The organism is Metallosphaera sedula DSM 5348 (genome assembly GCF_000016605.1).
In the GTDB taxonomy this organism is placed as follows: Archaea; Thermoproteota; Thermoprotei_A; order Sulfolobales; family Sulfolobaceae; genus Metallosphaera; species Metallosphaera sedula.
This window is the reverse complement of sequence record NC_009440.1, coordinates 960366-987179: the sequence shown is the minus strand read 5'-3', so window position 1 is coordinate 987179 and position 26814 is coordinate 960366. Positions and strand designations below refer to the sequence as shown.

Here is a 26814-nt window from a genome sequence, read left to right as displayed (position 1 = left end):
TTTCGTGTTAGATTAATCACACTATAACGCTCAAAGCCCTCGTTAGCTGTAAGGCAATAGCTCATCATCCTTGGTAATAGCATGTCATGAGGTCACAGCCTATCCACGTAGTTAACTCCTAGATCGGCTAAGACTTTCTTAAAGCCGTATATATCCACGGTTAGTTCTCCATTAAGTATCCTCTTCCTTGTTACTTCTTCCTTGGATTCTCTCTTAGATGCATTCTCTAATACCACGTCTATTTCTTCCCTTCTGACTACAACCACACCATCGTCATCTGCAAGGATAAAATCTCCGGGATTTACGTTAACCCCACCAATGACAATTGGCACGTTAACCCAACCTGGAGTGTTCTTCGAAGTTCCCACTGCCGTGATATACCTGGACCAAACGGGATACTTCATTTCCCTAAGTCTTGCCACGTCCCTAACCCCTGAGTCAGTTATCAGTGCAGAGACCCCCCTAGTGATGAAGGCATTGGCCAACAACTCACCAAACATACCATTCCTCGATCCTCCACTTATGGTTGTGAGGACTATCACGTCCCCAGGTCTAGCCACCTCAAGTGCAGCGTGCAACATAAGGTTGTCTCCATCAGCACATCTCACAGTAATCGCTGTTCCAGCGGCCTTGAGCCCAGGTTGTATAGGTCTAATATCGGGAGAGAGTAAGCCCAACTTGTCCTGAGACTCCGATATCGTCGCAACCCCATATCTTAGGAGCTCCGCTATCCTTTCCTTATCCTTCTCAGATCTAGGAATTTCCCTAACAATGACAGGTTTCACGGAAAGTCCTCTCCAATCACTGGATTATACATGTAGAAGGCCTCTGCATACTTGAAATATGAGGATCTTCCGAACCTCCTCGTCTGTAATCCCCTTAACTGATCCCTGAGCTGGTAATATTCAATCTCGTTCTTTTGGGACTGAAGACAATTCATGGCCTTCACCTTTTTGTCATAAACGTCGGTAATGTTGATGTAGACGTGAGGATAGAACCCCACTTGATCAGCCACATGAGGATCGAAACCGTATATCCTTGGCTCAGGGACCGGAGGATACTCGAGCTTCAGACCGTCTATTGCAGCTAATCTCACGGCGTTGAGTACAGCCTCTGCTGTGTTAACGTGATCAGGTCTAACTTTGTCGTCAGGCCCATGGGTTATGAGTATGTCTGGGGAATACTTTCTTATCAGTTTGGCAATGGTGATAAGCCTCTCCTCATTGAATATCAGAGGGTGATCTCCCCAATCCATAAACTCCATTACTGGACTTCCAAGGGATTCTTTCACGCACTCAGCCTCCTTCTTCCTTATTGCCTTTACTTCTTCTACGGTCTTGGCTCCCGCCTTCCATGCGCCCCCAGACTCCCCCCTTTCGCCGAAGGTGAGAGCTACCAAGCTGACCTCATTCCCTTGCTTCATATATTTGGCCACAGTTCCAGAGGCTCTCCATACCATATCTCCCAAATGCGCCCCTATGACTAGAAGTTTCCTACCCATTTCCTCCACCTCTTATGGTTGTATCGTTTTTTAGAAAACTTAGACTAGTTTTCCTAGGTGTATGAAATTCGATCATTGCAAATATTCATATAGCATTTAGACTTTATAATTTGCGCTCGCTGTCATCACTGTATCCGCTTTTGCAACATCAAGTTCCTAATGCACGTAATCAATTTCTCACATTTAGGAGTGGTGGTCCGAACCTAACCCAAATAGTTAAGCAGAGTTGTTGAGCATTAGTGATGAACAATTCTGTTCACCAAATAAAGCAGTGATGGATTCTGCAAGGCATAAAAACTAAGAATTAACTAAGTTGTTTGATACCATAAATAATATATAATTGACAGTTCATCTTGATATAGTTGATATATCAATGGGAGATGATAAGGGAATAATAGGTAAGGTAATTCTAGCTAGCTCTCTGGGTACGGTAATAGATTACTACGACCTTTTCATAGTTTCCACAGCTGCATCGTTAGTGTGGCCATCCATATTCTTCACTGGACTTAGCGCCGCACTCAAGGCCAGTTTAACCCTAATCACTTTTGGTATTACCTACATTACTAGACCAGTGGGAGCGTTCATTTTTGGACATTTTGGAGATAAAATAGGTAGAAGAGACATGCTGGTATGGACACTTGGGCTTACCGCACTAGGTGTGGGAGGCATTGCGGTGCTACCTGAATCCAAAGTGATTGGTACTTCCTTAGCTGTTTCCATGCTCGTCCTTTTCAGGATGATACAGGGAATTGGTCTGGGTGGGGAGTGGGCTGGGGCCTCCTCATTTTCCATTGAATTCCTATCTCACTCAAGGCACAGGGCGTTCCTTACAGGATGGATACAGAACGGAGTAAATATAGGTGTTCTCCTGGCATCCCTTGCCTTTACTACTGTGGCTTCAATCTTCAACAAAACAGAGCTGTTAAACTTCGCGTGGAGGATACCATTCGCGATAGGTCTAGCTATCCTAGTCCTTGCAATAGTTATAAGATTAAAAATCATGGAATCACCACTATTTCAAGAATTGAAACAAAGAAATCAAGTGGAAAAGCAACCGATCTTGACGGCACTCAAAGAAAAGTGGAAACTAATTCTCCTACTCCTACCTACGGCATTCTTTATTGTGGGTGCTCCTGGGCTATTTGTGAGCGGACCTTACATCCTTGACTTCGTGGTGGCCAAAACACATGCCATTCCTGCTGCGTCTCTGTCCCTTGCGGTATCCTACGCAGCGGGTGGAGGAATATTTGCAACTATCCTAGGTTCCCTATTGGGAGACAAGATAGGTAGGAAAACTACAATGATAATTTCCTCAGTATTGGTGGCAATTTTCCTTTATCCTTTCTACCTCATGGTAGGAACTCTGAGTTATCCGCTAATTGTTGCTGGACTTGTCCTGATAAATGCGCTGTATAAGTTGGGAGATGGGGTAACGCCGGCTCTATTTTCAGAGCTATTTCCAACGAAGTACAGGTATTCTGGATCCGGAATTGCATATCAATTGGGAAGTCTGGTATTGGGACTAGTGTCCGTTTTAGTGATTCCCTTACTCATAGGTGGAAAAGGGATAGTAGTATCATTACCGTATATAATCGACTTCGGGATAGCTACTGCCATTCTCACTGCGATCACCATATATTTTGCCAAGGAAACAGTGAAAACCGAGGTCGCCTAACTTTTCAGTGAGCATGCTATGAGCAAACTTACCTAAAACTGTAAAGTAGTGAAGGTAATATTTTTAGAAATCTATAAAACGAGCATATGAATACCATTTATTTTTTGTTTTGTTTTAAACATATCTCGGATCTTTCTGAAATGAATTTCACATGATCCCTGGTTAACGTCTTGAAAGATCACTGAGGACCAATTTTGTATACTTTGCATCGCTGTCATCCATATGGAACACCTATTCATGGGGCTTACTAAATCCACCATGAATGAAGTAACTCCGAAAAGGGACATAACATTTTATACTAGTTCCTTAATTTGTCATTATGAAACCTGTAGAGATATCCCTCAAGTACCAGGGAAAGATTGAGGTGATGCCCAAGGTTCCCATCTCCAGTTACGACGACTTCTCGGTGATATATACCCCTGGAGTTGCTGAGGTAGTCAAGGAGATTTCTAAGGACAAGGACAAGAGTTTCCAATTAACAAGTAGGTGGAATAACGTAGCTATTATCACGGATGGTACCAGGGTTTTGGGTCTAGGTAACGTTGGCCCAGAGGCATCTCTTCCCGTGATGGAGGGAAAGGCACTTCTCTTCAAGTACCTGGGAGGCGTAGACGCTATTCCCTTGCCTCTGGCTGTGAGGGATCCTGACACCATCATAAACGTAGTTTCTGCTCTAGAACCGTCTTTCGGTGGAATAAACCTGGAGGACGTAGAGAGTCCCAAGTGTTTCTACATCCTTGAAAAACTTCAGGAAAGGATGAACATCCCAGTGTGGCATGACGATCAACAGGGAACCGCTGGAGCTGTACTTGCTGCCCTCATAAACGCCATGAAAGTCGCAGGAAAGGGACTGGACAGCAAGATAGTGATATTTGGAGCCGGTGCAGCTAACATTGCTACCGTGAGACTCCTCAAGGCATATGGTTTCGACCCCAAGAGGATGATAGTGGTTGATAGGGAAGGCGTGCTTCACGCTGAGAGGAGGGATCTGGACGCAATGATGTTCAGTCATAAATGGAAGTATGAAATTGCGGTCACGACTAACGGGTTCAACATTACCACGTTGGATGAGGCATTCAAGGGAGCAGATATTCTAATTGCTGCCTCTATGCCAGGTCCGAACACCATTCCTAAGAGATGGATTAGCCTCATGAAGGACCCCATTGTCTTTGCCTTGGCCAATCCCGTCCCTGAGATCTATCCTTCGGACGCGATAGACGCCGGAGCCAAGGTGGTGGCCACGGGCAGAAGCGACTTCCCTAACCAGGTGAACAACTCGCTCATTTTCCCTGGGGTTTTCAGGGGAGTCCTGGACAGTAGGTCCTCCAAGGTTGATGATGCCATGGTCATAGCGGGAGCGGAGGCCTTAGCGAGATTCGCCGAGAGGAAGGGTATATCGCCCACCTACATTATCCCCAGGATGGATGAATGGGACGCCTATTACGAGTTGGCCTCTGCAGTTGCGGAAAAGGCGGTGGAAAGGGGATACGCCAGGGTAAGGCTAAGTAGGGAGGAGTTTAGACTGATGGCCAAAACTAAGATAGAGCAGACCAGGAATAAGATAAGGGCGATCCAGAATGTTGATTAGGAAAGCTGAACCCAAGGACATTGACAGCGTTGCTGACATGTTCGAGCGAATGTACACCCTGAACTCAGAGTTTGACCCACTCCTTCAAGTCCACGATGAGATCAGTGAGAGATTGAAGAGGAGCCTTGTCGAGGACCTGAAGAGTGAGGATAGTCTCGTGGCCGTAGCAGAGGATGGAGGGAAAGTAATAGGGGCTGTGAGGGTCAGGCTAGAGAGAAGGGAATACTACATTCCAGAGAAGATGGCAGTCATAGAGGAGATATACGTGATGCCTGGATACAGGAGGGAAGGGGTAGGTGAGAAACTGGTGGACTTCGTGATATCAGAGCTATCCAAGAAAGGTGCGAGATCCATAATGGCTAGATTCCCCGCAAAGAACATCATTGCCGAGTCCTTCTACAGGAAGCGAGGTTTCAGGGAGATACACTACGAGTTCATAAAGAGGATATAACCTGAAACTGAGAGAGTTCATGGATTTGTAATTATGCAAAGGGCCAAGACCTTGTTTTTAATGCTGAGTTGCTTCTAACTACGAATGGTGAATGCCTAAACCATGTTTGCCATGATAACTCTCATGGCATTCTTCCAAAGTACTTCCTCCTCATGGCCCTCCACATATTTCAATAGGTCATTAACCTTCAACACGTTATCAAATCCCTCGGGTGTCTTCTCTATGCCCAGGAAATCCGTTCCTAGAGATACGTACTCCCATCCGTAAGACTCTCCAATATATCTCAAATTTTCAACCAGGCCTTGAAGCGTGGGCTCCCTCAGGGTTGACACGATCGCGGTAACCCCTATAACTCCCTTAGTTCTAACGACGGCCTCTATTTCCTCATCGTCCAGGTTTCTCCTGTGAGTTTTCAGCTTCATTACGTTCCCATGTGAAACTATCACTGGCTTCCTAGTAATTGAGGCTACGTCCATTACAGTCCTCTTGCCAGCATGTGCCAGATCCACGATTATTCCCAGGGAATTCGCCAACTTAACTAGCTCCTCCCCCTCAGAGGTTAAACCGTAGTCCTTTCTGGACATGCAGGAAGAGGCGAACTTGTTGTCATAATTCCAAGTTAGTCCCAGATTTCTAACGTGAAGCTCCCTGAGAATGTAGATGTCCGTGTAATCCCTTAACACGTCAGCCCCCTCCAGGGAGAGCAGAAGTTTGGTCACTGGAGCACTTAAGTCCTCACGAGATCTAATTACCTTAACCAGTCCCTTTCTTTCTAGGTACAGGTAAAACTTGATCTGATCCATGAGGAGCTCCCAGGAGAAGGTGGTGGAGTGGGTCGTATACCCATACATAGACGTGAGAAGGTCTGACCTCTCGTCCCTCGTGTTCACATGAGGGAAGAGAGACGCAAAGACTAAGGAATCGAAGTTTCTTAGGAGCTTTAGACTCGATTGATGATCTCCCTCTATTACATCTATCCCCATTTGGTTGGAATAGGCCAAATCCTCATGAAGATCCACAAATTTCATGATACCGTGTGGATTTCGTCCCCTTAAAAGGTATCTCCTATCAGATCACATGACCCTGATATCATGTTTTCCCTAGACTAGACCTACCCAATGGGAAAGGCTTAAAATCATATTCTAAAATATGATATTCATGAATATGATATTCGTGGATAGGGAGAAAGAGCTTCAGACCTTGATGCAGAGACTAAATTCCCCTACCTTCGAGCTCGTGATCGTCTACGGAAGGAGAAGAATAGGAAAGACCTCCTTGATATTGAGGGCAATCTCTGGGAGAAACGACTCCGTATATTATTATGCCACGGAGAGGAACAATTTGGAAAGATTTAGGGAGGTAGCTCAAAGGAAGTTCCCGGAGGTGAGATATGCTAGGGAGGATTGGGAATCCCTCCTCCACTTCCTGAGAGACAAGGTCGTGATCATAGACGAGTTTCCCTACCTGATTGAAGAGGATAAGTCGATCTTGTCCACATTTCAGAGAATAGTGGACGAGAACAGGGATAGCAGAACCAAGTTGATACTTTTGGGCTCATCAATCTCCGTCATGGAGGACGTCCTTTCCTACAGGAGTCCGCTTTACGGGAGGAGAACTGCCTCACTCAAGGTAGGGGAGCTCAAGTTCAGGGACCTACGTCATTTAGGGTTCAGCGTAGAGGAAGCGGTGAAAATTTACGGATTTGCGGGAGGTGTTCCCATGTACTTGACCAGGGTTACTCCTCCCTTTCTGGATTGGGTCAACCGTGAGCTCAAGAGAGTTGACTCGTTCCTGAGGGACGAGGTTGATTTCCTGCTTAGGTATGAGTTTAGGGAAATAGGGACTTACAAGGAGATTTTAAGGGCAATTTCCATGGGAAAGAACACCCTCGCAGAGATTAGGGATTACGTGAAGGTGGGAGGTGAAATAAGCTCTTACATCAAGAAACTTGAGAGGATTGAGCTAGTAACAAGGGAAGTTCCAGTTACCGAGAGCGTCAGGTCCAAGATGGGAAGGTATGTGATAAGGGATAACTTCACCAACTTCTGGTTTAGGTTCGTTTACCCCAATCTAAGCCTTATAGAGGAAGGGACGTACGAAATAACTGAAGGGGAGTACGCGAACTACCTTGGCCACGTGTTTGAGAGGATTTGCAGGGAGTATGTGAGAGACAGATATCGCGTTAAGAAAGTGGGCAGACAGTGGTGGAAGGACGTGGAAATTGACGTCATGGGATTAGGGAATGTTAAGGTTGCAGGGGAATGTAAGTGGAGCGAGGATGTGAATCCCCACAGCGTCCTCGCCAACCTGGAGAGGAAAGTTGAGAGGCTAGGTCATACCGTGGATCGTTACGTGGTGTTTGCGAGGTCCTTCTCCACGAAGGAGAAGATGGAAAAAGCGGAACTCGTGGACATCAACGACCTCAACTCCTGGTTCATGAGTTAATACAAGAAACAGGCTACTTCATGATCCTGAGAGACCTTCTTCAGAGTGGGTTCGGTGGTCCTACACACTTCCTTTGCAAACCTGCACCTGTTGGCGTATCTGCAACCCTTGATGGGTATCTCGCCTTCTTGTATGAACTCCATTTTCCTAATCCTTTCCATAAAGCCCTTCGTAGGGGTTACATTGAGTAACTCCATAGTGTAAGGATGTAACGGCTTTCCTATTACTTCCCTTGCTGAACCCCTTTCCACAATCTTTCCTGAATACATCACTGCCACGTTGTCGGACATGTACTTTGCCACTAACATGTTATGTGTTATGAGGAGATAGGATACCTTCCTCCTTTCCTGGATATCAAGGAGGAGGTTTAGTATTTGGGCCTGAATGGAGACATCAAGGTTAGATGTAGGCTCGTCCAACACTATGAACTTGGGATCACTGATAAGCGACCTAGCAATGGCTATTCTCTGTCTCTGTCCTCCTGAGAACTCGTGGGGAAACCTTGTTGCCACCCCAGGATCTAGCCCTACCAGGCTAAGTACCTCATCCACCTTATCATCTCCCTTCTCCCCTAGGGGTAGTAGGGGTTCCTTGACTATATCTCCCACCCTCAACCTAGGATCCAGGCTCAGGTAGGGATCCTGAAGGACTATCTGCATTTCTCTTCTTATTGACCTCATTTCTGACTCCTTCAGCTTGGTTATATCCTGTCCCTTGAAGAAGATCTTCCCTGACTTGATCTTGATGAGCTTTAGAATGGCCAAGGCAAGGGTAGATTTCCCACTTCCCGATTCACCAATCACAGTGAAAGTCTCTCCCTCACCTATTCCCAGAGAGACTCCGTCTACTGCCCTTATGACTCTACCTCCCGCAGTGAACTCTACTCCTAGGTTCTCCGTTTCAACAAGGTTAGTATAGGTGGCAAGCAACCTTTCTCCCTCCTAAAACTCTAGTTTCCGGATCCTCTGACATGCACTTCTCCATGGCAAACTTGCACCTTGGATTAAAGGAACAACCTGGAGGCAGTTTAAGAATATTGGGTGGAGATCCAGGAATTGACTCAATTCTTTTCTCGTTCTTGTAGCCATCTGGGATCGAGTTAATTAGACCCTTAGTGTAGGGGTGCATGGGGGACTCGACTATCTCCTCAGCTTTACCCTCCTCCACAGCTTTCCCCGCATACATTACCACTATTCTATCGGCTATCTGCCCCACAAGGACTATGTCGTGACTTATAAAGAGAACAGAAAGTCCCAGACTCTCCCTCAACTCCGTGATTAGCCTCATTACCTGTGCTTGGGTTATCATATCTAACGCAGTGGTTGGTTCGTCCGCAATGAGGAGGGAAGGTTTTAAGAGGTAGGCCATGGCAATCATGACCCTCTGCCTCTCCCCACCTGAAAGTTGATGAGGATACTTCTCCATTATGACCCTAGGCCTCTTTATCCCTACCCTTTCCAACGAATCCACGATCTCCTCTTCGTTATTCCCCTTTGGAGGTCTCCACGTTCCAATATTCCATCCCCTTTTTCCCAACCTCACGTCTATTGCTTCCTGTAACTGGTCGCGAATCTTCATTGTGGGATTAAGGCTTGACATTGGATCCTGAAATATCATGAAGATGTTTGTACCCCTGTAGAGATATCTTTGGTCCGTCTTAATTCCTGTAATATCCTTTCCCTTAAACAGAATTCTTCCCTTAGATATCCTTGAATTCCTGGGAAGTAAGCCTATGATGGCATGAGCTAGGGTGCTCTTTCCTGAACCGCTCTCTCCCACTATTCCCACTACCTCTCCCTTCCCTACGTCTAGGTAAACATCCCTCACTGCGAAGGCCTCCCTTCCCTCTAGGTAATAGGACACCCAAAGGTTCTCTACCCTAAGCGTTAGCTCTTCTGACATAATCTCCACCTCTTGGATCCAGGTAATCCCTAAGCCCCTCACCGAAGAGTGAGAAGCCTACGGCCATTAACGTTATTGTGAGGGCAGGGAAGACGGAGGACCACCAGTTCCCTGGCAGTGCGGTTAAGCCGTCGTAAACCATCCTCCCCAACTCTGGAGTGGGAGGAGGAGCGCCTAGGCCAAAGAAGGCCAGGATAGAGTAGAACAGGATTATGGTTCCCATATCCAGCGTGATATACACTATAACTAGGGATAATATATTTGGAATTATGTGTCTCCTCATGATCTCCCACCTAGTTAAGCCTGCTGCCTTGGCTAGGGTAATGTAGGGCATTCCCCTCACCTGAAGTACCTGACTCCTAACAAGCCTAGCGTAAATTGGCCAATTCACCACGATAAGGGCTATCATGCTGAAGTATAACCTTTCAGCCACGTGAGTCTGTCCAAGGATTGTACTTATGGCTAGGGCCAACAATATTCCAGGGAAGGCTAGGAAAATGTCGGTGAACCTCATGAGTCCCTCATCCACTAATCCTCCCACGTAACCTGATACCATCCCAACTAGTCCACCTATAAGGGCAGAGGCGCCGGCAATAATGTAGGGTATAGCCACATCGTTGGGAAGAGCAGCCAGAACTCTTGTAAATACATCTCTCCCTTCACTGTCAGTACCGAACAGGTGGGCAGAGGACGGCGGAAGGTTGGCTAGGGCGAAATTAATCTTGTTGGGATCGTAGGGGGTGAGAAGTTTCAGATCTAGGGCTGAGATAATGGCTGTGACTATGAATCCCACTATAATGACTGCACCTACCAATAACGTTTTACTTGAGAGCAACGCCGTTTTTACACTCATGTTGTCTCCCTCACCCTAGGATCTACCACACTGTACAACACATCTGCGACAAGGTTAGAGATAACTACAACTATGGTAACCACAACGGTCCCTGCTAGTAAGGAAGGAGTGTCAAGGTCAAGTAGGCTTTGGGCTAGGTAATACCCCATCCCGTAATAGTTAAAGATTGTTTCCACCACTAAGGCCCCTTGAATTGAACCGGCGAATATTACGCTGGAGAGAGTTATGGTTGGGAGAAGGGAATTCCTTAGGGCATGACGAAATATTATTACCCTCTCCTTCAAACCCTTCGCCCTCGCTGTCTTTATGTAATCCATGTTGAGGGCCTCTATCATGGAGTTTCTTGAGAGCCTCGTTATTCCACCGAAACCGAAGAGGGTGAGACTGAGAGCCGGTAAAATCGCGTGGTCCAGAGCAGAGGCAAAGGCACTGAAATCTCCCACCAGAAGGGCATTCAGGATGGGCATGTTATCAAGGAGCCAGAACGGGTAATACTTCCCGTTAAATGGGTCATATATCTCGAACTTTGGTTCCTTCAGGGCCAGGATTGGATCCACAGGATATGATGCGGGGAATACGTGTACATCATAGGCTAACACGAGGAGGAGACCCAGTGCCACGAAGAAGGGAGGGACACTTCTCGTTATCGTGTAGATCATCCTGATGGCATTGTCCAGAAGCCCGTTTGGCTTGAGACCAGATAGGACACCTAGAGGAATCTCAATAATCAACTTGAGTACGAGTGATATTACCGCAAGCTCAAGCGTAACAGGAAGGTACTCCTCCACGAGCTGTATCACGGGAGTTTGATAAAGGGGTGAAATCCCCCAATTTCCTGTGAAGAAGTTCTTGATATAATAGAGGAACTGAACGTACCACGGGGAGTTAAGATGATAAAGCTCGGTAATAATCTGTATTTGTTCAGGTGAAGCCTCTGGGCCAGCCCATATGGAAGCCGGATTCGGGGCCGCAACGTTTACCAAGAAAAAGACGAGAATTAACTCACCAAAAATAACTAGGAGCGCCCCAGCCACACGTTTTCCTATTAATTTCGCTAGCCCCATGCTCTTCCCTAGTATATTGTTGCGTAGAACAATCCGTCAAACCCTGGACTGTAATATATTCCTTGAATTCCATGGACAGTCACTGTATATGCGATGAAGTCATCGAGCCATACGTATTGGGCCTGCTGTAGCGAGAGTTCTGTTATCTCATTGAAGATTTTCTGGAGCTGAACTGGATTATCAGTCCTCACTGCTTGAATTATGAGAGAGTTTATCTCTGGATTATCGACGAAAGCAGGATTGCCGTGGTGAAGCCTCGCCTGAGACATTAGGTAGATGGCAGGATCAATGGGGCTGAGGACAGGTGGGAAGTTAGCTGCAAGCTGGAAGGCTGGATAGCTGCTGGAATTGGGTGGGTTGAGGTAGGACTCTACAATGGTAACTGTGGACTCGGGGTTTAACTGGACCTTTATTCCTATCTGAGCTAACTGCTGCTGTATAATGAGGGCCTCATCTTGAAGTGCCGTGCTACCTGTCTGGTAGGTCAAAACTATGGTTGGGAAGGGCGTTCCACCTGGGTTAACCGTTGTGCCGTTGGGAAGGGTTAAGCTAAATCCTGCTTGGGTCAGCAGATTTATGGAAAGGGCGGGGTCATAGGTATAGCCTTGAATCGAGGAGTTGTAGAAGGGAAGGGACGGATCATTGGGACCAACATAGCTTAGGGCTAATCCGTCGTAGACCTGTTGTTGAATCTGCGTAGCATTTATGGCATGCGCGATGGCAAGCCTCACATTGGTGATGTTGAACGGATACTGGTAAGCATCTATTGCCAAGAAGTCAATCTGCGGGGATGGTCCCCAAACATAGACTGTCCCATAGGTTCCATTATACATGATAGGATAATGTGTATGGGTCCTTATGTAGGAAATCCCCTGCGAGCCAATTATCTGGGGTAAGTCTATAATATCTATCTGGGCTATTTGGGCCTTCCCGGATTGAAGGTCGCTTATCCTAAGTGCCTCGTTGGTCTGATAATCTATTACGATGGTCTCGATCTTGGGAATAGCTAACATGAAGTTTCTCTCAGACTGAGGAACCTTGGACGCCCAGTAATTGGGATTTGCCTGCAGGATTACGTAGGACTGACCCAGTGGAGTTTCCAACATGTAGGGACCTGAGCCTAGGGCGTGAGTTGAAAGGTAAGTGTTGGCAGTATCTATCTGGACTCCTCCATGTTCGTCTACGAAGACTGGATCAACTACGGCTCCAGCAGATGTGGAAATTGCAGCTAGGAATGCAGAGTATGGATACTGAAGGTTGAATTGAACAGTATAGGGATTCACCACGACCACTGCCTGATAGGGATAACTCATGACCTTTTGAATGGTCTGATTGCTTACATTGAAGTGGGAAAGAATATAGGCCAAATCATAGGCTGCCTGTTCGTATGCCTGAGTTTTGTTTGAGGGGAAAGTGTAACCAGCATATTCGAGGGCCTGAAGAGTACCGTTGGGCAATTCGATAGTCCCGGTAGCGCCACTGGGTAGCTTCCCTACAAATCCAAGTCCGTTATTGACTGATAGTCCTTGACTAACGTAGACCGAGATTCCAAGATTCATTAACATTGTTCTGTACACCGAGAACCAGACGTCGGTTGCGTTCAATGGATCACCATTGCTGAAGGTTATAAATGGCCAGAGGTGGAACACGTAAGTGGTTCCGTTGTTCAATACTGTGTAATTTTCTGCCAAGACTCCCACAAAACTGGACGTATTAGTTCCGTTGTAGAACACGAGGGTTTGATACACGTTCTGTAGCAATTCTCCCCCAGCAACGTCAAAACTGGACGCCGGATCCACGCTAACTGGCGGAGTTGCCTCGTCTACTGTAATTGATGAGGGAATCGATGTGACATTCGTTGTGGGCACAGTCACGTTAGTCTTAGTGGTGGTCGTGTTAGTGGTATGGGTCACGTTGACTGGGGTAGTTGTTGTGGGATGTCTTGATAGGGAAATAAACGCCACTGCAGCTATTATAACAATTACCACAATTATACCTGCTACCAACGTGCGACTTATACCTTTTCGAAGTTTCATAACTTACTGCATTTAGTAGTTATATTAAAGCGTTTTTCATGAAAGTCATCTCAAGATATGAAAGGATTAAAAACTTTTATTAAGCATTTGACTAACATCATTATAAACTCTCTGATAATAATCTAAAAGCTTCCGGAATTTATTTATACATTTAGTCTCCAGAACAGGGTTATCTATTAAAAGTTTATAACAAAATTATCAATTTAGTATATAAGCTCTGTCAAAGCGTTCTCTTTTTAAAAACTTTACAAAGCCAATCATGATTTATTGCATTCTTGTTAACAATTTATTTCAATAACACGTCAATAATGGATTTGGATTTGCAGGAAATATAGAATATCAACTATTAAATATCAAAGAGTGAACATGCTGGTATGTTATTTGAATAGTATAGTCGTTAATATAAACAAAATATTAATCATCAAGGGCAAACTCGCTTAAGTTATGGTCAGCTCTCGATAATGGGGATCAAGTGACAAGAAGATGAATGCTAGACAGTTTTTCGGCGAATATCAGATGTGATTACAAATAGGACCTATCCGATTCTTTGAAATATAGTTTAAAGTGCCTTGACTCGATAGAAAACTGATTGAATCTTAAATTATATCAACTGATGCTAAGTTGTGATAGCTACCTAAGTATAATTTGTAATCTTTTTTGTTCCCTTGTACAAGATGAAGGATTCCCACCTTAACCTGTAAGCTGAGACGGCCTGAGTTTTCATTTAACGTCAAATATAGCTAGAGAAGTCTAATAATATTATTTAATTTTCAGTGAGTTAAGAGGTAGGATCCCACATCTAGAAGTGGAGATCCCACATCTGAAAGGGCAGGATCGTTCGCATAACTACCTGAATTGAATTAGAATATTTAATAAGCCAGGCATCCATTTCCTTTAGATGCCTAGCAGAACTAGTGATTGGTTAAGACAAGCTGAGAGGAATCTTAAATCGGCCGAGGTTAACTATCAGCACGGACTCTATGAGGAGTCCTGCTATGAGTCGCAACAATGCGCGGAGAAAGCTGTCAAGGGCCTCCTAGCCCATCTACACAGGGAGGAAAGGGGTCACTCCATAACACTCCTATTACGAGCTGTCACTTTAGAGGTTCCCAGTGAAGTTCTGGAATGTGCCCAAGAATTGGACAAACATTATATTCCGTCACGTTATCCAGATGCTTACGACGAGGGAGGACCTCTGGATTATTACAATAGGGGAGATGCGGAGCGTTGTATGGAATGTGCCAGAAGAGTTCTAAACTGGGTGAAGGGACGTGTGGTGTGATCTGTTCCAGGATCTTAACCCGAGGCTAGTGATCCTGTTTGGGTCATATGCTAGAGGGAACTACACAAATAACAGTGACGTGGACATCTTGGTAGTATCAGATAAGCTTCCTAAGGACCCAAGGGAGGCATTTCGTATGGCCTACAGAATAGAGGAGCCCAGGGTCATTCCCACAGCCTATAACACGGAGGTTTTCCTGAAAAAGTTGAGGGACGGAAGTACCTTTCTTCTTGAGGTAATTGAGGATGGGGTCATCATGTGCGGAGACGAGGGGTTTATCTTGACGGTTAAGAAGATTTTTCAGGAGGTAAGGAAAAGGTATAGAAGAGAGGGAAAGCTGTGGATATGGAATGAATAGATCCTTTCGTAATTTTACTTGAGGAGCTCCAGGCCTTCCGTCGCCAGGTTAACTGCAAATACGGACTACTCATTGCAATCTGGAATTTATGATTTGAAATCAAGCCCAATCATGTGGGAAAATTATTCCCAAGAAGAGATCCTGAGCGAGATCCTGTGACGAATAAGTGACATCTTGCGGTTCTCCGTGGGTCTAAAACCGCTCTCGACTACAATGTAAACCGAGTAAACCTTTTAACTTAATTTTCGATATATTATATTATGTCTGCGGAAGAAATTAATAGGGATATGGAGAGGGCACAGGAATATGAAGTGACTACCTCTAGGGTGTCTCCCCTAGGTGAGAATAGGTTCGAGCTATCCACTGGGATCATAATAGCTGCAAGATTTGCGGACAAGTTAAGGAGAGTAGCCCTCGTGTCACTCAGCAGGATAGTGGATCGTGAGATAATAATAAGGGATATCTCGGAGCTTAACAAGGAGCTTTTCAACAAGTTGACTGAGATGAAAATTGGTAAGCTAGATCTAGTCAAGATCGTGGTTGAGGCCAGGTACAACAGGGAGGAAAAGAAACTTCACTTCGAAAACGTAAAGATAACGAGGTATTACACAGAGGAGCAGTGCAGGGCTATGAACTCGACTCTCAGCGAGGAGAACGAGAAGCTGAGGAAGGAACTCGAGAAAATCAAGGCGACCCTCGAACAATTGACTAAATCCATCTAGTTTTTCTTTTGTCGGTTTAAATGAAAAGTTAAACGGCCGGAGACGCTTACCATATGCTACAGTAAAATGATATGCTCCTCTATTTCCTAGTTGTTAATATCTTAATTAGTATTCCCGCTCATGAGAGAGGGCTCTCGCCTGACTATAAGATTCAGTGTTGCACTAGATAACGTGGGGAAATACCTCAAAATCAATTTCTTGAAAGAAGGAAAGATTGAAAAGATGTTAGCTTGAACGACAAGTTTCAGGATTCCGGTATATCATATACATAATCATGGGCCTCTAGCGCGTATTTGGGCATCTTACCTTCCTCTACCGCTCTCGCCAATAGCACGCGTGACGGCCTACCCATATCCCTGAATAACGGCCTACCCTCCCGGTCCAGATAGTAAACTGCCTCGAGGATCTTCTCCCTGGTACTCTCGTCCTTGTCAGCTATGATGAAGAGGACTCTCCCGCTGTGTTGTATCAAGTTGGGGCACAGCATCTGTCTCCTTAAGACATCCATTATTAGGGGTGCCTTCGATCTGTCAAATCTAGGTTGCATACTCTCCAGTTCCCTCCTCACCAACTCATGATTCCCCACGATTTCCGAGATCTTGTGGGATGCCTCCTCTAGCGAGATCTCCCTTACATATCTAGGATATGCACCATAGGCCTTGGACACAATCTCCCTAATCCTGGGGATCGCCCCAATCTCGGTCTGATGTCCCACTAACTTCTCTGCCTCTCCCCTGATCATGGCCTGAACCAACTTATCAACGTTAATCCCTGTTCTCTTGGATATTATGGAGGCAACTATCCTAATTGCGGTCAGCCTGTCGTACTCCTCAAAGAATGCCCTGGTCCACTGGTTGTGCAGTTCCCAGAGTTTCTGGAAATGCTCCTTGGTGAATCTCTCTCCGGCCTTGAGCTGAATCACGGGATCCGCAGGAATGACTCCGTCCTCCGTAAGTTTTGGACCCTTGAGCCATCCGTCCTTGGTCACTGCGGGCTCATGTTGGACTACTGTCCACAACCAGGTCACAAAGATCCTGTAGGTTGCAAGGTCGTTCATGAACCTCACCACCCTCCCAGGGAAGAGGACGTAATCGTCGATGGCCGCGGCCAGGTTTCCATTTAGTATTTGGAAGCCGTAGTTTGCCGCCATGTAGAACGCGTGTTGAATGTTCTCCACCGTGATCTCCCCTGGCGGTATGTTGTAAAGGGCATCCCAAAGGTCTCCTCCCAGCAACTTTAGGAAACCCTCAGGCGTCATATCCCTCAACACGAAGGGGGTAATCTTCCCTTTCTCGTTCAGAAGACCCAGGGAGATGAAGAGTTTCCTCTCCGACTCGGTGAGTCCACTGCTAACCTTAGGGGCCACCCTCTTCCCATCCACGGTCTCCCACTCCTCAGGGGCAACGAGCATGGCCTGTAGCTTCTCCAGAGGCGCCCTCAGGGGTAAGTTGCCAGCACTCACGTACCTCTCGTCTGGAGACGCTACCCAGCTCTGCCTATAACCGTCATAGAGCTTCCCCTTAACCTTTCCTGACAGGATGTCCTCAAGGGTCACGCTCTCCACTTCACCTTCCGGCACGAAGATTAGTCCCACAAGTCTCTCCCTCATTTTGTCTAACCACATGGACCTCAAGGTAACAGGGTTGTGTCTAGCTCGCCCATAGGGATCATTCTCAGCATAAAGCATGACCGCGTTCATTCCACCAATGGGCGATCCCCCTGCCATGATGTTGAGGATGGCGTTATACCTCTGATAGGCCATCATATGCCTCGCGGTCATTCCCATGAGCGGACCGTTCTGGGGATCAGGCAGGACCCTCTGGTTCCACATCTCAATCAGGCTGGCAGTGTAGTCCCACCTCCCAACGTTAAGTCCCACAAGCCAGAAGCGCCAATACCACATGATGACGGGGAGGAACCTTCCCGCATTACCCTCCTCGTAGAGCGCCTTCATCTTGATCAGGGTTCCAGGTTTTTCTGCCCCCAGGATCCTCTCGAGTTTCCAGAGTATCTTGGCGATTATGGAGGCCTCCTCTGGGAACTGAACCTTTGGCTGATAGAAATAGAGTAACGAACCCCTCTTCCTCAAGGGCTCGAAGTCATTAAGGACGTGAATCACGTAGTCAACTATTATGCTCGGCGCAGGTTTTCCGTTGACCTTTACGTGAAAGTCTAGTAAGTGCATCCCCGGAACCCTATGAATACTCGTGGGCCACCTCTCCCTAGGCTTATTAATCCTATACTTCCTCCTTTCGCCCTTCTTCGTTATCTCGACCTCAGAGATCTCCCCAGATAGTATCATGTGCTCGTTGACCCTTGAGAGGTAGAGCCCCACCTCCTTCTCCTGCGAACCGAAGGGAATGAAGTCTGGCGGAGCCGCGTCCTCGTCATCTGGTCCCATGGTTGCGGAAACGTCTGCATTTATCTGCTTTATGGCCATGTCCACGGGGTTCCAAGGTCCCGTAATTTCCAGACCAGGTACCTTGAATGGATCCACCTCCGGAGGAACTGGGAGGTTTTCGTTTAACCTCCACCTGAGGGGAGTGTTCCTGTCCAGAAGATTGTCTATGAGTCCCTGAACTATCTCACGAAATGTCCTCACTTCTCCCGTGACTGGATGTGTGAACTTCTCCTCCATTGGGGGGAATGAGTATTTATCTCGAACCTCTCTCCGAGAGTCCAGTAGCTTCCTCCTTTCCCACATGGCCCTCTCTATTTCTCCCCTCAGTTCGAGGGTTAGTTCCCCTATGACCTGCTCAACGTTTACTACCTTTCCATTAACGTTCTTATTCCCGAAGAGAACACCGTACCTCTCCTTAACCAGGGGATCTATCTCAACCTTTACCTGATCTGTCATGCTTAATCACCTAATTATCGACAAATAAAAAATCAACCAGTGAAAAGACCTGGGACGAGAAGGTAGTATAGCACGCCTATGAGGATGAGATAAACCAAGAGAAGAATCGTCCACGGTAGGTTATTCCTAGCCACTATCCCCTCCTTCCTCACATAACTCGTGGTGGAGACCCCAGCACTCAGAGTTTGTGGCGCAATCGGCTTAGCAACCTCAGCTCCAACAGAGTTAAGAGCAGGAGTTAGTCCCACAGGCAATCCCGTCACCTTGGCAACTGCTAGTTGGAATGCCCCAAATAGGGCGTTGGTTGAAGTATTACTGCCTGAGAGGGCGCATCCAATCCATCCAAAGATTGGTGAGACCACGATGAACAAGGTGGAGAGATCTGCAGCCTTCCAGGCCAGGGAGTAAGCCATCCCGCTGTAGTTGAACACAAGCGCCAGTCCCACCACGAAGACTCCCGTGAGTATTCCACCCCAGTACTGGTGAATGGACCTGGATAGGGCCTCCTTGACTGTGGAGGGCTTTGCTCCAAGGATGGGAAGAGAGACAAGCCACGCCATGAATATTGCCGTTCCTGCTACCGCTGGGTTGAACGCAAAGGAAACTGCCACGGTCTTATGATAGAGCTGAGAGTAGGCATGAAGTTCAAGCGTCCCCAGGTTCAACTTGGTGAGGGGGGACCAGGGTCCAGTCCAGAGGGTGACCACTATAACCACCGCCAACACAGCCAACCAGAACCTACCTATCCCTGGAACTGAGGATCTCTCAACTTTCCCTGTCTTGGACACAATGTTCTTGGGCTTCCAAATCCTAAGGAATCCCAGAAGGATAAGGAAGGAGACCATGGAACCTGTGATATCAGGAAGATATGGGCCAACGAAGGAGGCCATGGGATACTGGCCTAGAATGTACGAGATTGAGGCGAGTAGGGCAAAGGGCCACACGTCCTTGATCCCCCTCCATCCATCCACGAGGTAGGCAAGGAGGAAGGGAGGCAGAAGGGCTAGAATCGCGACTATCTTCGCCACGGATGACGATACGAAAAGTAGGGGAAGACCTGTCACCGCTGACAAGATTATTACGGGGGTCCCCAGGGCACCATAGGACACTGGGGCATTATTCGCTATAGCCGTCACCTTTAGCGCAGTAAGTTCCTCGAATCCTATCCCGATTAAGACAGGGGACACGAGTGCCCACGGGTAACCGAAGCCGACCAACCCCTCAAACAGGGCACCGAAGGACCAAGCTAGGAGGATTGCCTGTATCCTGGAATCCTCCGTGGCGTTCCTGAGAACCCATTGCTTAAACGCGTCATACTTCCCCGTGAGAACCAGGGTGTTGTAGAATGTTAGCCCCCAGAAAACTATCCATGAAATGGCCCATGTCCCAGTTAGGGCACCTATGAGGAACGAGGTCAGGGCAAGGGATGGTGGAGTTCTCCAAACCGCTATAGCGTCAATTATCCCCACGATAGCTCCAATAACTGAGGCTAACCAAGCGGTAAGCCTGAAGACCATGAGCAATATAAAAAGGGTGATCAGTGGTACAAGAGAAAGAAAAATGGTTAAACCCACGTTTCCTGTAGGATTTAACTCTTGTACATACATCACTATAATTGTATAAAAATAGATCTTAAGCTTTGTTAACAGAGTGTGAATTTTTTAAAGATACATCCGTTGGTACTAAACATTAATTTCAATGTATGATCTGGGTAAAATCAAAAGATTACAATTCTATCATGAAGTGACTTGAAAGGTACTAAGAAAGGAATTTTTTGACGGGGGTAGTTCTAACTTGAAACTATCAACGCGATGCAGAATAGGGCTTAGTGACGAGTGAAGTCTAGTCCCATTAAATTCTAGTCTGGGACTGCGTAGACCAGGGTCTGGGACTGTTCCACTTTCACCCTCAAGTCTAACCCAGGTCGTAAAACACCTTGTCCGAGGAAATGAGGTAAAGGAATAGGGACACGGGAATTAACCTCCTTTCCTCATCAAACTCGTCCATGGTAAGAACGTACTCTGGTGCTTTAGGCCTAGACCTCACCCGTTCACTCCATTTAACCTCAATCCCAATCCCCCTAACTAGAAAGTCGATCTCTCTACCGTCCTTGAAGAAGGTGAAGAGGCTCTCTGCGTACTCCCTAGATAGGTGCTCCCCAACTATTCCCTCGATCACGTGGGGTATGTCCTCCGTCTCCAGGTCCTTCCCCAGGGAATACCTCTTCATTACCCTAAAAAGGAAGGGATCTATCATGTAGACCTTCTTTAAGGACCTATAGTTCACCCTCCCATTTTCCCATTTCCTATAGGTTCTCGTAATGAACAACCTCTCCAATAGCTCCAGGTATTCAGATACCGTCGTGTGGGATGCCGAAATCTCCTTGGATATCCCGTTGTCTGAAATTCTGCTACCATAACTCTCGATTATCCTGGAAATCACCTGCTTGAAGAGGGCCTCACTCCTCCCAGTCTTCGCGATCTCGCTTAGAACGGTGTCCCTATACGTTTCATACAGCGAGGCAGAGCTTAGATTTGTGGCGAAGAATCCTCCCCTTTCAACGTAACTTAATAGGGCCTTGTTGAGGGCCGAGAGGTGTGGTAGTAGCTTTTTCGCCTCCTTCATGATCTCATGGGGACTGGTCACGGGGAGTGTGGGGACGTCCAATTTCCGTGTAAAAAGGTCAAAGTAAACCCTAAAGTTGAGCGGATAATACACGACCTTCTTGAGCGGTCTACCCGGGAGAGTTTCCCTACTCAGGTTAAGAGAGGAGGATCCAGACACGTAAACCAAGGAGTTTCTGAAATAACCTGCGTTAAAGAGGTGAAGAAGGCCCATGTTCCACGCATCTACTGACGTGATCTCGTCGAGAAATATGAAGGCCTCATCTCCGTTCACAAGGGTTCGATACTCGTTAAGTAGCTGGATTAACTCGTCCTTCCTGGAGAGTGAGTCGCAGGAGAAATAGAACACCTTCCTGGGCTCCACCTCCCTCAGTAGATCCCTGATCACGGTCTTCATGTAAGTAGTTTTCCCCACCTGTCTCGGACCTAGGATAAGCAGGTTCTCCCTCACGGGTGGGAGGTAATACTTTGCCCTCCTCACGTGATCGTCATCATCAATGGATGAGGGTTGAGTCCACCAGGGGTTTTGAAAGCTCATCTGCGATATCATTGACATGATAGTAAAGTGGCAAGTTTACCTAAAAGATTGAGTGTTAACTGGCAAGTTTTCCGGTAAATTTGATATCTAATTAGCAAGTTTTCCGGTAAGTAGTGGAGATGTTCGGATCCCATGAAATGGAGACCTACTGGGAGCTCCATCTACCTAACGAATGGTTCACTAATCCTCCCGCACTCCTCACCACCGCGTTCAAATCTCGTGTAACCCTAGACCTAGCTTAGTTTCAGAGTCATAATTAGTTAACAAAGGAAATCTCTGAAAGATTCTAACGTTTTTAGAAAAATATACAGATAATATAGCCTTCATGGAATAAAAGTTTTTCTACTTTATTTCATTAAAAGTAGTCCTAAATACCGTTAACGAGATCCTCACATATGGCCAAGAGAATTGTAATAGTTGGTGGCGGAATAGGAGGAATGGGAGTAGCCACAACTCTCGCAGGTAAGTTAAATGCAGAGATAACCGTGATCAATAAGGATAACTTCTACGTGACAGGGCCCTCGAGACCATTGCTCCTTACAGGCGAGCAAGAGTACGGAAGAATGCTGAGGGGATACGAAAAGGTGGGAGAGAAGGGTATTAAGGTGGTCGCGGGGAACGTGATAAGGGTTGATCCCGACAATAGGAAGATAACCCTGTCTGAATCAGGGTTTGGACTGACAAGCAGGGAAATCCAGTACGACTATCTAGTGCTTGCCCCTGGCGTCGTATATGACGGCTCCTCGATCACAGGGCTTGATAGGAACTGGTGGAGGAACACCACGGTCTACGACCCTGGAAGGGTAAACGTGTTGAGGCAAAGGCTATGGAGCGAGAACGAGGGGACAGTCCTGATTTATGCCCCAAAGGCTCCCTACAGATGTGCCCCTGCTCCGACGGAGACGGCCCTCCTGGCTCACACAGTGCTAAAGCACAGGGGAGTGAGGGAGAAGTTCAGGATAATACATGTGGACGCAAACGATAAGACACAACCGCCTTTCATCGCCGACGTTGTGAAGCAGGTCTACGAAAAGGCCGGGATAGAGCTTGTGACTAACCAGGAGATAGTTGAGGTGAATGAGAAAGAGGTGATCACGAAGTCTGGCGAGAGATATGGATATACCATACTTGCCCTCCTGGAGCCCAACAGGGCTCCCAGGTTCGTGGAGGAGGCTGGACTAGGAACGCCGTTCGTCGAGGTTAGGTCACCGCAGGACTTGAGACATCCGAAGTATGATGACGTCCTGGCAGTGGGAGATGCAGCGAAGTTACCCTTCCCTAAGAACCAGGAGATCGCCTTCGAGAGCGCCCTCTTCGCCTCCAACAAGATTCTGGAGATGGAGGGTGTAACGGAGAAAGTTCCCGTTCAGTATGCGTTTGTGGGCTGGGCCTATATGGGTAATCTCGAGGGAAGACTTGAGACCCAGAGCCTCCAGTTCCAACTAGACTTAACAACCCAACCGCCAAAGCCTGCGAAGGATCCTCAGCTCAAGAGAGAATATACACTACAGAAGGACAGATGGGAGCAGGCATACCTTGAGAGGCTCTTCGGATATTCCCCTAAATCGTGAAGGGATTCTTTTTTAGTCGAAGGAATTGGTCACTCTTTCTACTTCTCAGTTATCCCTCCGACGTCGAGAGATCTAGACGAAAGAAGTTGAACGACACAACTCGTGAGAGAAGGAGGAAATGGAAAAAGAACTTCTCGATGAATCTTGGAAAGACTATCATGACTCCACGATCGCGGGAAACAGGCGTAGATTATGTCACCACTCGTTACTTCATCCTCTCAATATACATGTTTCACGTCGTGGAGTAGTGCCCTAGCCCAGTGTGCCACAGGTGGGTAGAACTTATCCTCAGGATCCACGACTACCTCAACCAGACTGGGAGTGCTCTCCATGGCCTCGTCCAACACATCGCCTATCTCTTGGTCCGTGGAGATCCTGTAACCCCTGAGCCCGAATCCCTCAGCTATCTTAACGTAATCCAGCGACGAGAAGTCGGTCCCCCTCACATCCCTACCCTGAATCCTCATTTCTGCCCTTATCCAGCCGAAACTGGAGTTATTGAACACAAACAAGACCACGTCACTTTTCAACCTAGCAATTGTCTCCAGCTCTCCCGCAGAGAACCCAAAGCTACCATCCCCGGTCATGGCAAGAACCTGTCTACCAGATCCCAGTTGGGCCCCAACTGAGGCAGGTATCGCGTAACCCAGTCCCCCAAGGCCGTAGTTGAACACGAAGTTTCTTCCAGCCTTCCCAGTTCTGAAAAGGGCGGAGACGTAAATTGCACCTACCCCAGGGTCTGCTACTATTACCTGATCCCTAACCCTCCTCTCCAACTCCTTCACAAACCTGACCGGGTTGACCCTTTCCCCGGACATGGAGGCAATCTCCCTCACCCTGGCCTCAAACTCGTCCCTATTCACTTTCACTTCCCTTCTCTTCACTCCCCGGGATCTTACCTCCCTGATTATCTCCCTAAGCGTTGCCTTAGCGTCCCCTATCAGGTTTATGGAGTTGTAGTTGTTCCCCACTTCAGCCTCACTCACATCTAGATGGATCACGGTCTTCGTCCTGGGAGGATATCTCCACCTATCTGTGTTGGCTGAGTCCGTGTTTGATCCCACAAGGAAGATTAGATCGGCCTCCTCCAGAAAGGAATTTGAAAAGCTAGTCCCTCCTCTTCCTCCCACTACCCCTATGGAGAGGGGGTGAAGCTCCGAGATGCATCCCTTCCCCGTGATGGTGGTACCCACTGGAATTCCCATGAGCTCAGCCAACTCCACGACCTCATCCCACGCCCTGGAGTACAGTGCTCCTTGACCGCAGATAATGACCGGGTTGGAACTGTCCAGGAGGGCTGAGACCGCGAGCCTCACCGCATCCCGGTCTGCGACGGGCCTTTGAGCTGGATACCTGGAGAACTCCCTCTGCGGTGGGAGGTAGATGGATCCCTCCTCCTCGAGTACATGATGGGGTATCCTTAGGTGAACTGGTCCAGGTCTCCCTCCGGTTGCTAACCTGAAGGCCCTCCTCACGGCGTGGGACAGGTCGTCTGCCTTCGTCACGGTGATGGACTCCTTGGTGTAGGGTTTGAAGAGGGCTGTCTGATCCAGGGAAGTCAACATGTTCATCCTCTCTCCGTAGAGGTCAGTATCCGTGGTGATGACTATCACGGGAGAGGAGGACTTGTATGCCTCTATCACACCTGGTAACATGTAGGGCGAGCCAACGCTCGGTCCCTCAACCACTCCCGGCTTGAAACTAACCCTGGCATAGGCGTCAGCCATGTAGACGGCGTTCCTCTCATCCCTAGTTATCACCTGAAGCTCTGCGAATTCGGGGTAGTATGGGATAGATGTCTCTCCAGGAAGTCCAAAAACCCTATCCACGTCGTAATCCTTCAGTAGTTCTAGAAGAAGAGTTGAACCCTTCATGGGAAAAGGGAGGAGGCCCAGATTAAAACCTTGCTTGCTTCGCGGTTTTAACTCCCCAGTTAAAGACAGGGGTCCAAGTAGTGCTCTTGGGAACGTCGCAGGAAAAAGTATTACTCAATCAAGATCCTGTTCTTCTCATGCCACTCCTTAATTCCCCTGTACCTCTCCTCCACTGCCCTCTTCATGAACCGGGATCCTCCCTGTGTACTCTGAGGGACACCTTCACCAGTTCCTCCACACTCTTGATTCTCAGTTGTTCAACGGCATCCTTCCCATAGATCTCCTCCAGTTGAAGGAGACCGGCCTGCGTCACGTAACCTATGATCCGCTCCGTATTATAATCATTGAAAATCTCGACCTTACGATCAAAGCACTAAACAAGGTTAAAAATTTTGGCGATGTCTATCATAAAATTACTATAAATTTTAATATGATAAAATTTTAATATGGTATCAACAGTTGAGTTGAATAGGTCCAGGAATGACGGCCCTTCCTTGACCATGGCCTTTGAAGTGTCCATGAGAGGGTTCATAACAAGTTCTAAAAAGATCTTCATGGTAAGCAGACCTTGGTCCTTCGTTATGCCCGCCATCTGTACTTCCTTTGGTTTCTCCTTGGGATATTACATGTTTCGAACGTTTAATCCACTTTTCTACGTCGCAGTGCTCCTCGGAACTGTCCTGCTCAACGCTTCAGTGAACGTACTCAACGATTACTTCGACTACGTTCAGGAGATAGATACAAGGGAGAACACGGGTTACAGGCTTCACCCAATAATTCATGGGGTCATGAGCGAGAGGGGAACCTTAATCCTGGGTATAGCGTTGGGGGTGATGGGGTTGTCCTTAGCCATTTACCTCACCCTTTATAGGCCCTTAGCCTTACCCTTGGGCCTATTGGGTGTTCTCCTGTTATACATGTATAATGGGCCCCCCTTCAATCTGAAGCATAGGGCGCTTGGGGAGGTTCTGGTCTTTATAACATATGACCTGATCGTGCTTGGAAGCTATTACGTTTCCACGGGGATGATCTCAAGTGCCGGAGTATTGGATGGAGTCCCACTGGCTCTTCCAATTGCCGGCGTTCTCTTGGTAAATAACCTAAGGGATGTTGAGAGCGATAAAAGAAAGGGAGGAAAGACGCTTGCAATTCTTTTCCCTAATTTTTCGAGGAGATTGTACCTGTTCTCCATGTTATCTCCTTATGTCATTATTGTAATGCTTGTGATGGCGAGGTTACTTCCCCCAACTAGCCTGATATCAGTTCTTACCAGCCTCGTCGTGGCTAAAAGATCGCTTAAGATTTCTAGGGAACTCCCGCCCGATTCTCCAGCGGAAACCTCCCAGATTTTCATGTTGTTTGGGACTCTTTACGTTCTCTCTACACTGATTGGAAACTGGGTTTGAGACTCGAGCCTTGTCTTCATGAAATGAATCACGCTTGTTTATCTATTGTTTCATCTCGCCTGACCGA

Annotated in this window: 22 protein-coding genes; 9 read left to right on the top strand and 13 right to left on the bottom strand. The window is 47.2% G+C overall.

Translation table 11 applies throughout. The features are described 5' to 3' along the window. Positions 1 to 92 precede the first annotated feature (92 nt). Positions 93 to 785 (bottom strand): 4-carboxy-4-hydroxy-2-oxoadipate aldolase/oxaloacetate decarboxylase, encoded by a 693-nt coding sequence (locus MSED_RS05350; protein ID WP_012021009.1) that lies wholly within the window; start codon positions 783 to 785, stop codon positions 93 to 95. Further along, on the bottom strand, positions 782 to 1501 hold the full coding sequence (locus MSED_RS05345) for a PIG-L deacetylase family protein (RefSeq protein WP_012021008.1): 720 nt from the start codon (positions 1499 to 1501) through the stop codon (positions 782 to 784). The genes MSED_RS05350 and MSED_RS05345 overlap by 4 nt, the downstream gene beginning before the upstream one ends. Before the next feature lie 373 nt (positions 1502 to 1874). Between MSED_RS05345 and MSED_RS05340 the strand changes: the two genes are divergently transcribed. From MSED_RS05340 to MSED_RS05330, 3 genes are all read left to right on the top strand, one after another. Further along, on the top strand, positions 1875 to 3176 hold the full coding sequence (locus MSED_RS05340; protein ID WP_012021007.1) for an MFS transporter: 1302 nt from the start codon (positions 1875 to 1877) through the stop codon (positions 3174 to 3176). A 319-nt stretch (positions 3177 to 3495) separates the two neighbouring features. Next, positions 3496 to 4764: an NAD(P)-dependent malic enzyme gene (locus tag MSED_RS05335; protein ID WP_012021006.1), complete on the top strand. Its 1269-nt coding sequence runs from the start codon at positions 3496 to 3498 to the stop codon at positions 4762 to 4764. Then, positions 4754 to 5215 (top strand): GNAT family N-acetyltransferase, encoded by a 462-nt coding sequence (locus MSED_RS05330; protein ID WP_012021005.1) that lies wholly within the window; start codon positions 4754 to 4756, stop codon positions 5213 to 5215. The genes MSED_RS05335 and MSED_RS05330 overlap by 11 nt, the downstream gene beginning before the upstream one ends. Positions 5216 to 5310: 95 nt before the next feature. Here the strand turns inward: MSED_RS05330 and MSED_RS05325 are convergent, their stop codons facing one another. Beyond that, positions 5311 to 6243, bottom strand: coding sequence for a membrane dipeptidase (locus MSED_RS05325; protein WP_012021004.1), 933 nt, complete (start codon positions 6241 to 6243; stop codon positions 5311 to 5313). A gap of 121 nt (positions 6244 to 6364) precedes the next feature. Between MSED_RS05325 and MSED_RS05320 the strand changes: the two genes are divergently transcribed. Then, positions 6365 to 7660, top strand: coding sequence for an ATP-binding protein (locus MSED_RS05320; RefSeq protein ID WP_012021003.1), 1296 nt, complete (start codon positions 6365 to 6367; stop codon positions 7658 to 7660). Here the strand turns inward: MSED_RS05320 and MSED_RS05315 are convergent. The 5 genes from MSED_RS05315 to MSED_RS05295 are packed head-to-tail and all read right to left on the bottom strand — an operon-like array spanning position 7657 to position 13515. After that, positions 7657 to 8589, bottom strand: a complete 933-nt coding sequence (locus MSED_RS05315; protein WP_012021002.1) for an ABC transporter ATP-binding protein — start codon at positions 8587 to 8589, stop codon at positions 7657 to 7659. The genes MSED_RS05320 and MSED_RS05315 overlap by 4 nt on opposite strands. Beyond that, on the bottom strand, positions 8570 to 9562 hold the full coding sequence (locus tag MSED_RS05310) for an ABC transporter ATP-binding protein (protein ID WP_012021001.1): 993 nt from the start codon (positions 9560 to 9562) through the stop codon (positions 8570 to 8572). Before MSED_RS05310 ends, MSED_RS05315 begins: the two co-directional genes overlap by 20 nt. Then, positions 9540 to 10415 carry an ABC transporter permease gene (locus tag MSED_RS05305; RefSeq protein WP_012021000.1) on the bottom strand — a complete coding sequence of 292 codons (876 nt, stop codon included), beginning with the start codon at positions 10413 to 10415 and terminating at the stop codon, positions 9540 to 9542. Before MSED_RS05305 ends, MSED_RS05310 begins: the two co-directional genes overlap by 23 nt. Next, positions 10412 to 11479, bottom strand: a complete 1068-nt coding sequence (locus MSED_RS05300; RefSeq protein WP_012020999.1) for an ABC transporter permease — start codon at positions 11477 to 11479, stop codon at positions 10412 to 10414. Before MSED_RS05300 ends, MSED_RS05305 begins: the two co-directional genes overlap by 4 nt. Positions 11480 to 11487: 8 nt before the next feature. Then, on the bottom strand, positions 11488 to 13515 hold the full coding sequence (locus tag MSED_RS05295) for an ABC transporter substrate-binding protein (RefSeq protein ID WP_012020998.1): 2028 nt from the start codon (positions 13513 to 13515) through the stop codon (positions 11488 to 11490). Between the two features lie 898 nt (positions 13516 to 14413). On the opposite strand from MSED_RS05295, the gene MSED_RS05290 reads away from it, so the two are divergent. The 3 genes from MSED_RS05290 to MSED_RS05280 all read left to right on the top strand — a co-directional run bounded on the left by MSED_RS05290 (position 14414) and on the right by MSED_RS05280 (position 15877). Next, complete coding sequence (locus tag MSED_RS05290) at positions 14414 to 14797, top strand: HEPN domain-containing protein (RefSeq protein WP_012020997.1); 384 nt, start codon at positions 14414 to 14416, stop codon at positions 14795 to 14797. Next, positions 14787 to 15155, top strand: coding sequence for a nucleotidyltransferase domain-containing protein (locus tag MSED_RS05285; protein ID WP_012020996.1), 369 nt, complete (start codon positions 14787 to 14789; stop codon positions 15153 to 15155). Before MSED_RS05290 ends, MSED_RS05285 begins: the two co-directional genes overlap by 11 nt. A 260-nt stretch (positions 15156 to 15415) precedes the next feature. Further along, complete coding sequence (locus tag MSED_RS05280) at positions 15416 to 15877, top strand: DUF2258 domain-containing protein (protein WP_012020995.1); 462 nt, start codon at positions 15416 to 15418, stop codon at positions 15875 to 15877. A gap of 244 nt (positions 15878 to 16121) precedes the next feature. Here MSED_RS05280 and MSED_RS05275 read toward each other — a convergent pair whose 3' ends face one another. The 3 genes from MSED_RS05275 to MSED_RS05265 all read right to left on the bottom strand — a co-directional run bounded on the left by MSED_RS05275 (position 16122) and on the right by MSED_RS05265 (position 21914). Next, the gene (locus tag MSED_RS05275; protein ID WP_012020994.1) at positions 16122 to 18734 is read right to left on the bottom strand and encodes an aldolase/citrate lyase/malate synthase family protein; all 2613 of its coding nucleotides are present in this window, start codon (positions 18732 to 18734) and stop codon (positions 16122 to 16124) included. A 32-nt stretch (positions 18735 to 18766) separates the two neighbouring features. After that, on the bottom strand, positions 18767 to 20341 hold the full coding sequence (locus MSED_RS05270) for an L-lactate permease (RefSeq protein WP_012020993.1): 1575 nt from the start codon (positions 20339 to 20341) through the stop codon (positions 18767 to 18769). Between the two features lie 307 nt (positions 20342 to 20648). Further along, positions 20649 to 21914 (bottom strand): ATP-binding protein, encoded by a 1266-nt coding sequence (locus tag MSED_RS05265; RefSeq protein ID WP_012020992.1) that lies wholly within the window; start codon positions 21912 to 21914, stop codon positions 20649 to 20651. Between the two features lie 377 nt (positions 21915 to 22291). On the opposite strand from MSED_RS05265, the gene MSED_RS05260 reads away from it, so the two are divergent. Next, positions 22292 to 23467: an FAD-dependent oxidoreductase gene (locus tag MSED_RS05260; protein WP_012020991.1), complete on the top strand. Its 1176-nt coding sequence runs from the start codon at positions 22292 to 22294 to the stop codon at positions 23465 to 23467. 218 nt (positions 23468 to 23685) lie between these two features. Here MSED_RS05260 and MSED_RS05255 read toward each other — a convergent pair whose 3' ends face one another. Together MSED_RS05255 and MSED_RS12465 are read right to left on the bottom strand one after the other, a co-directional pair. After that, positions 23686 to 25341, bottom strand: coding sequence for a thiamine pyrophosphate-binding protein (locus MSED_RS05255; protein ID WP_012020989.1), 1656 nt, complete (start codon positions 25339 to 25341; stop codon positions 23686 to 23688). 181 nt (positions 25342 to 25522) lie between these two features. Beyond that, positions 25523 to 25654: a hypothetical protein gene (locus MSED_RS12465; RefSeq protein ID WP_256464113.1), complete on the bottom strand. Its 132-nt coding sequence runs from the start codon at positions 25652 to 25654 to the stop codon at positions 25523 to 25525. A 133-nt stretch (positions 25655 to 25787) separates the two neighbouring features. On the opposite strand from MSED_RS12465, the gene MSED_RS05250 reads away from it, so the two are divergent. After that, entirely contained in the window at positions 25788 to 26747 is a 960-nt protein-coding gene (locus MSED_RS05250) for a prenyltransferase (RefSeq protein ID WP_048060041.1), read from the top strand. Positions 26748 to 26814: the final 67 nt, after the last annotated feature.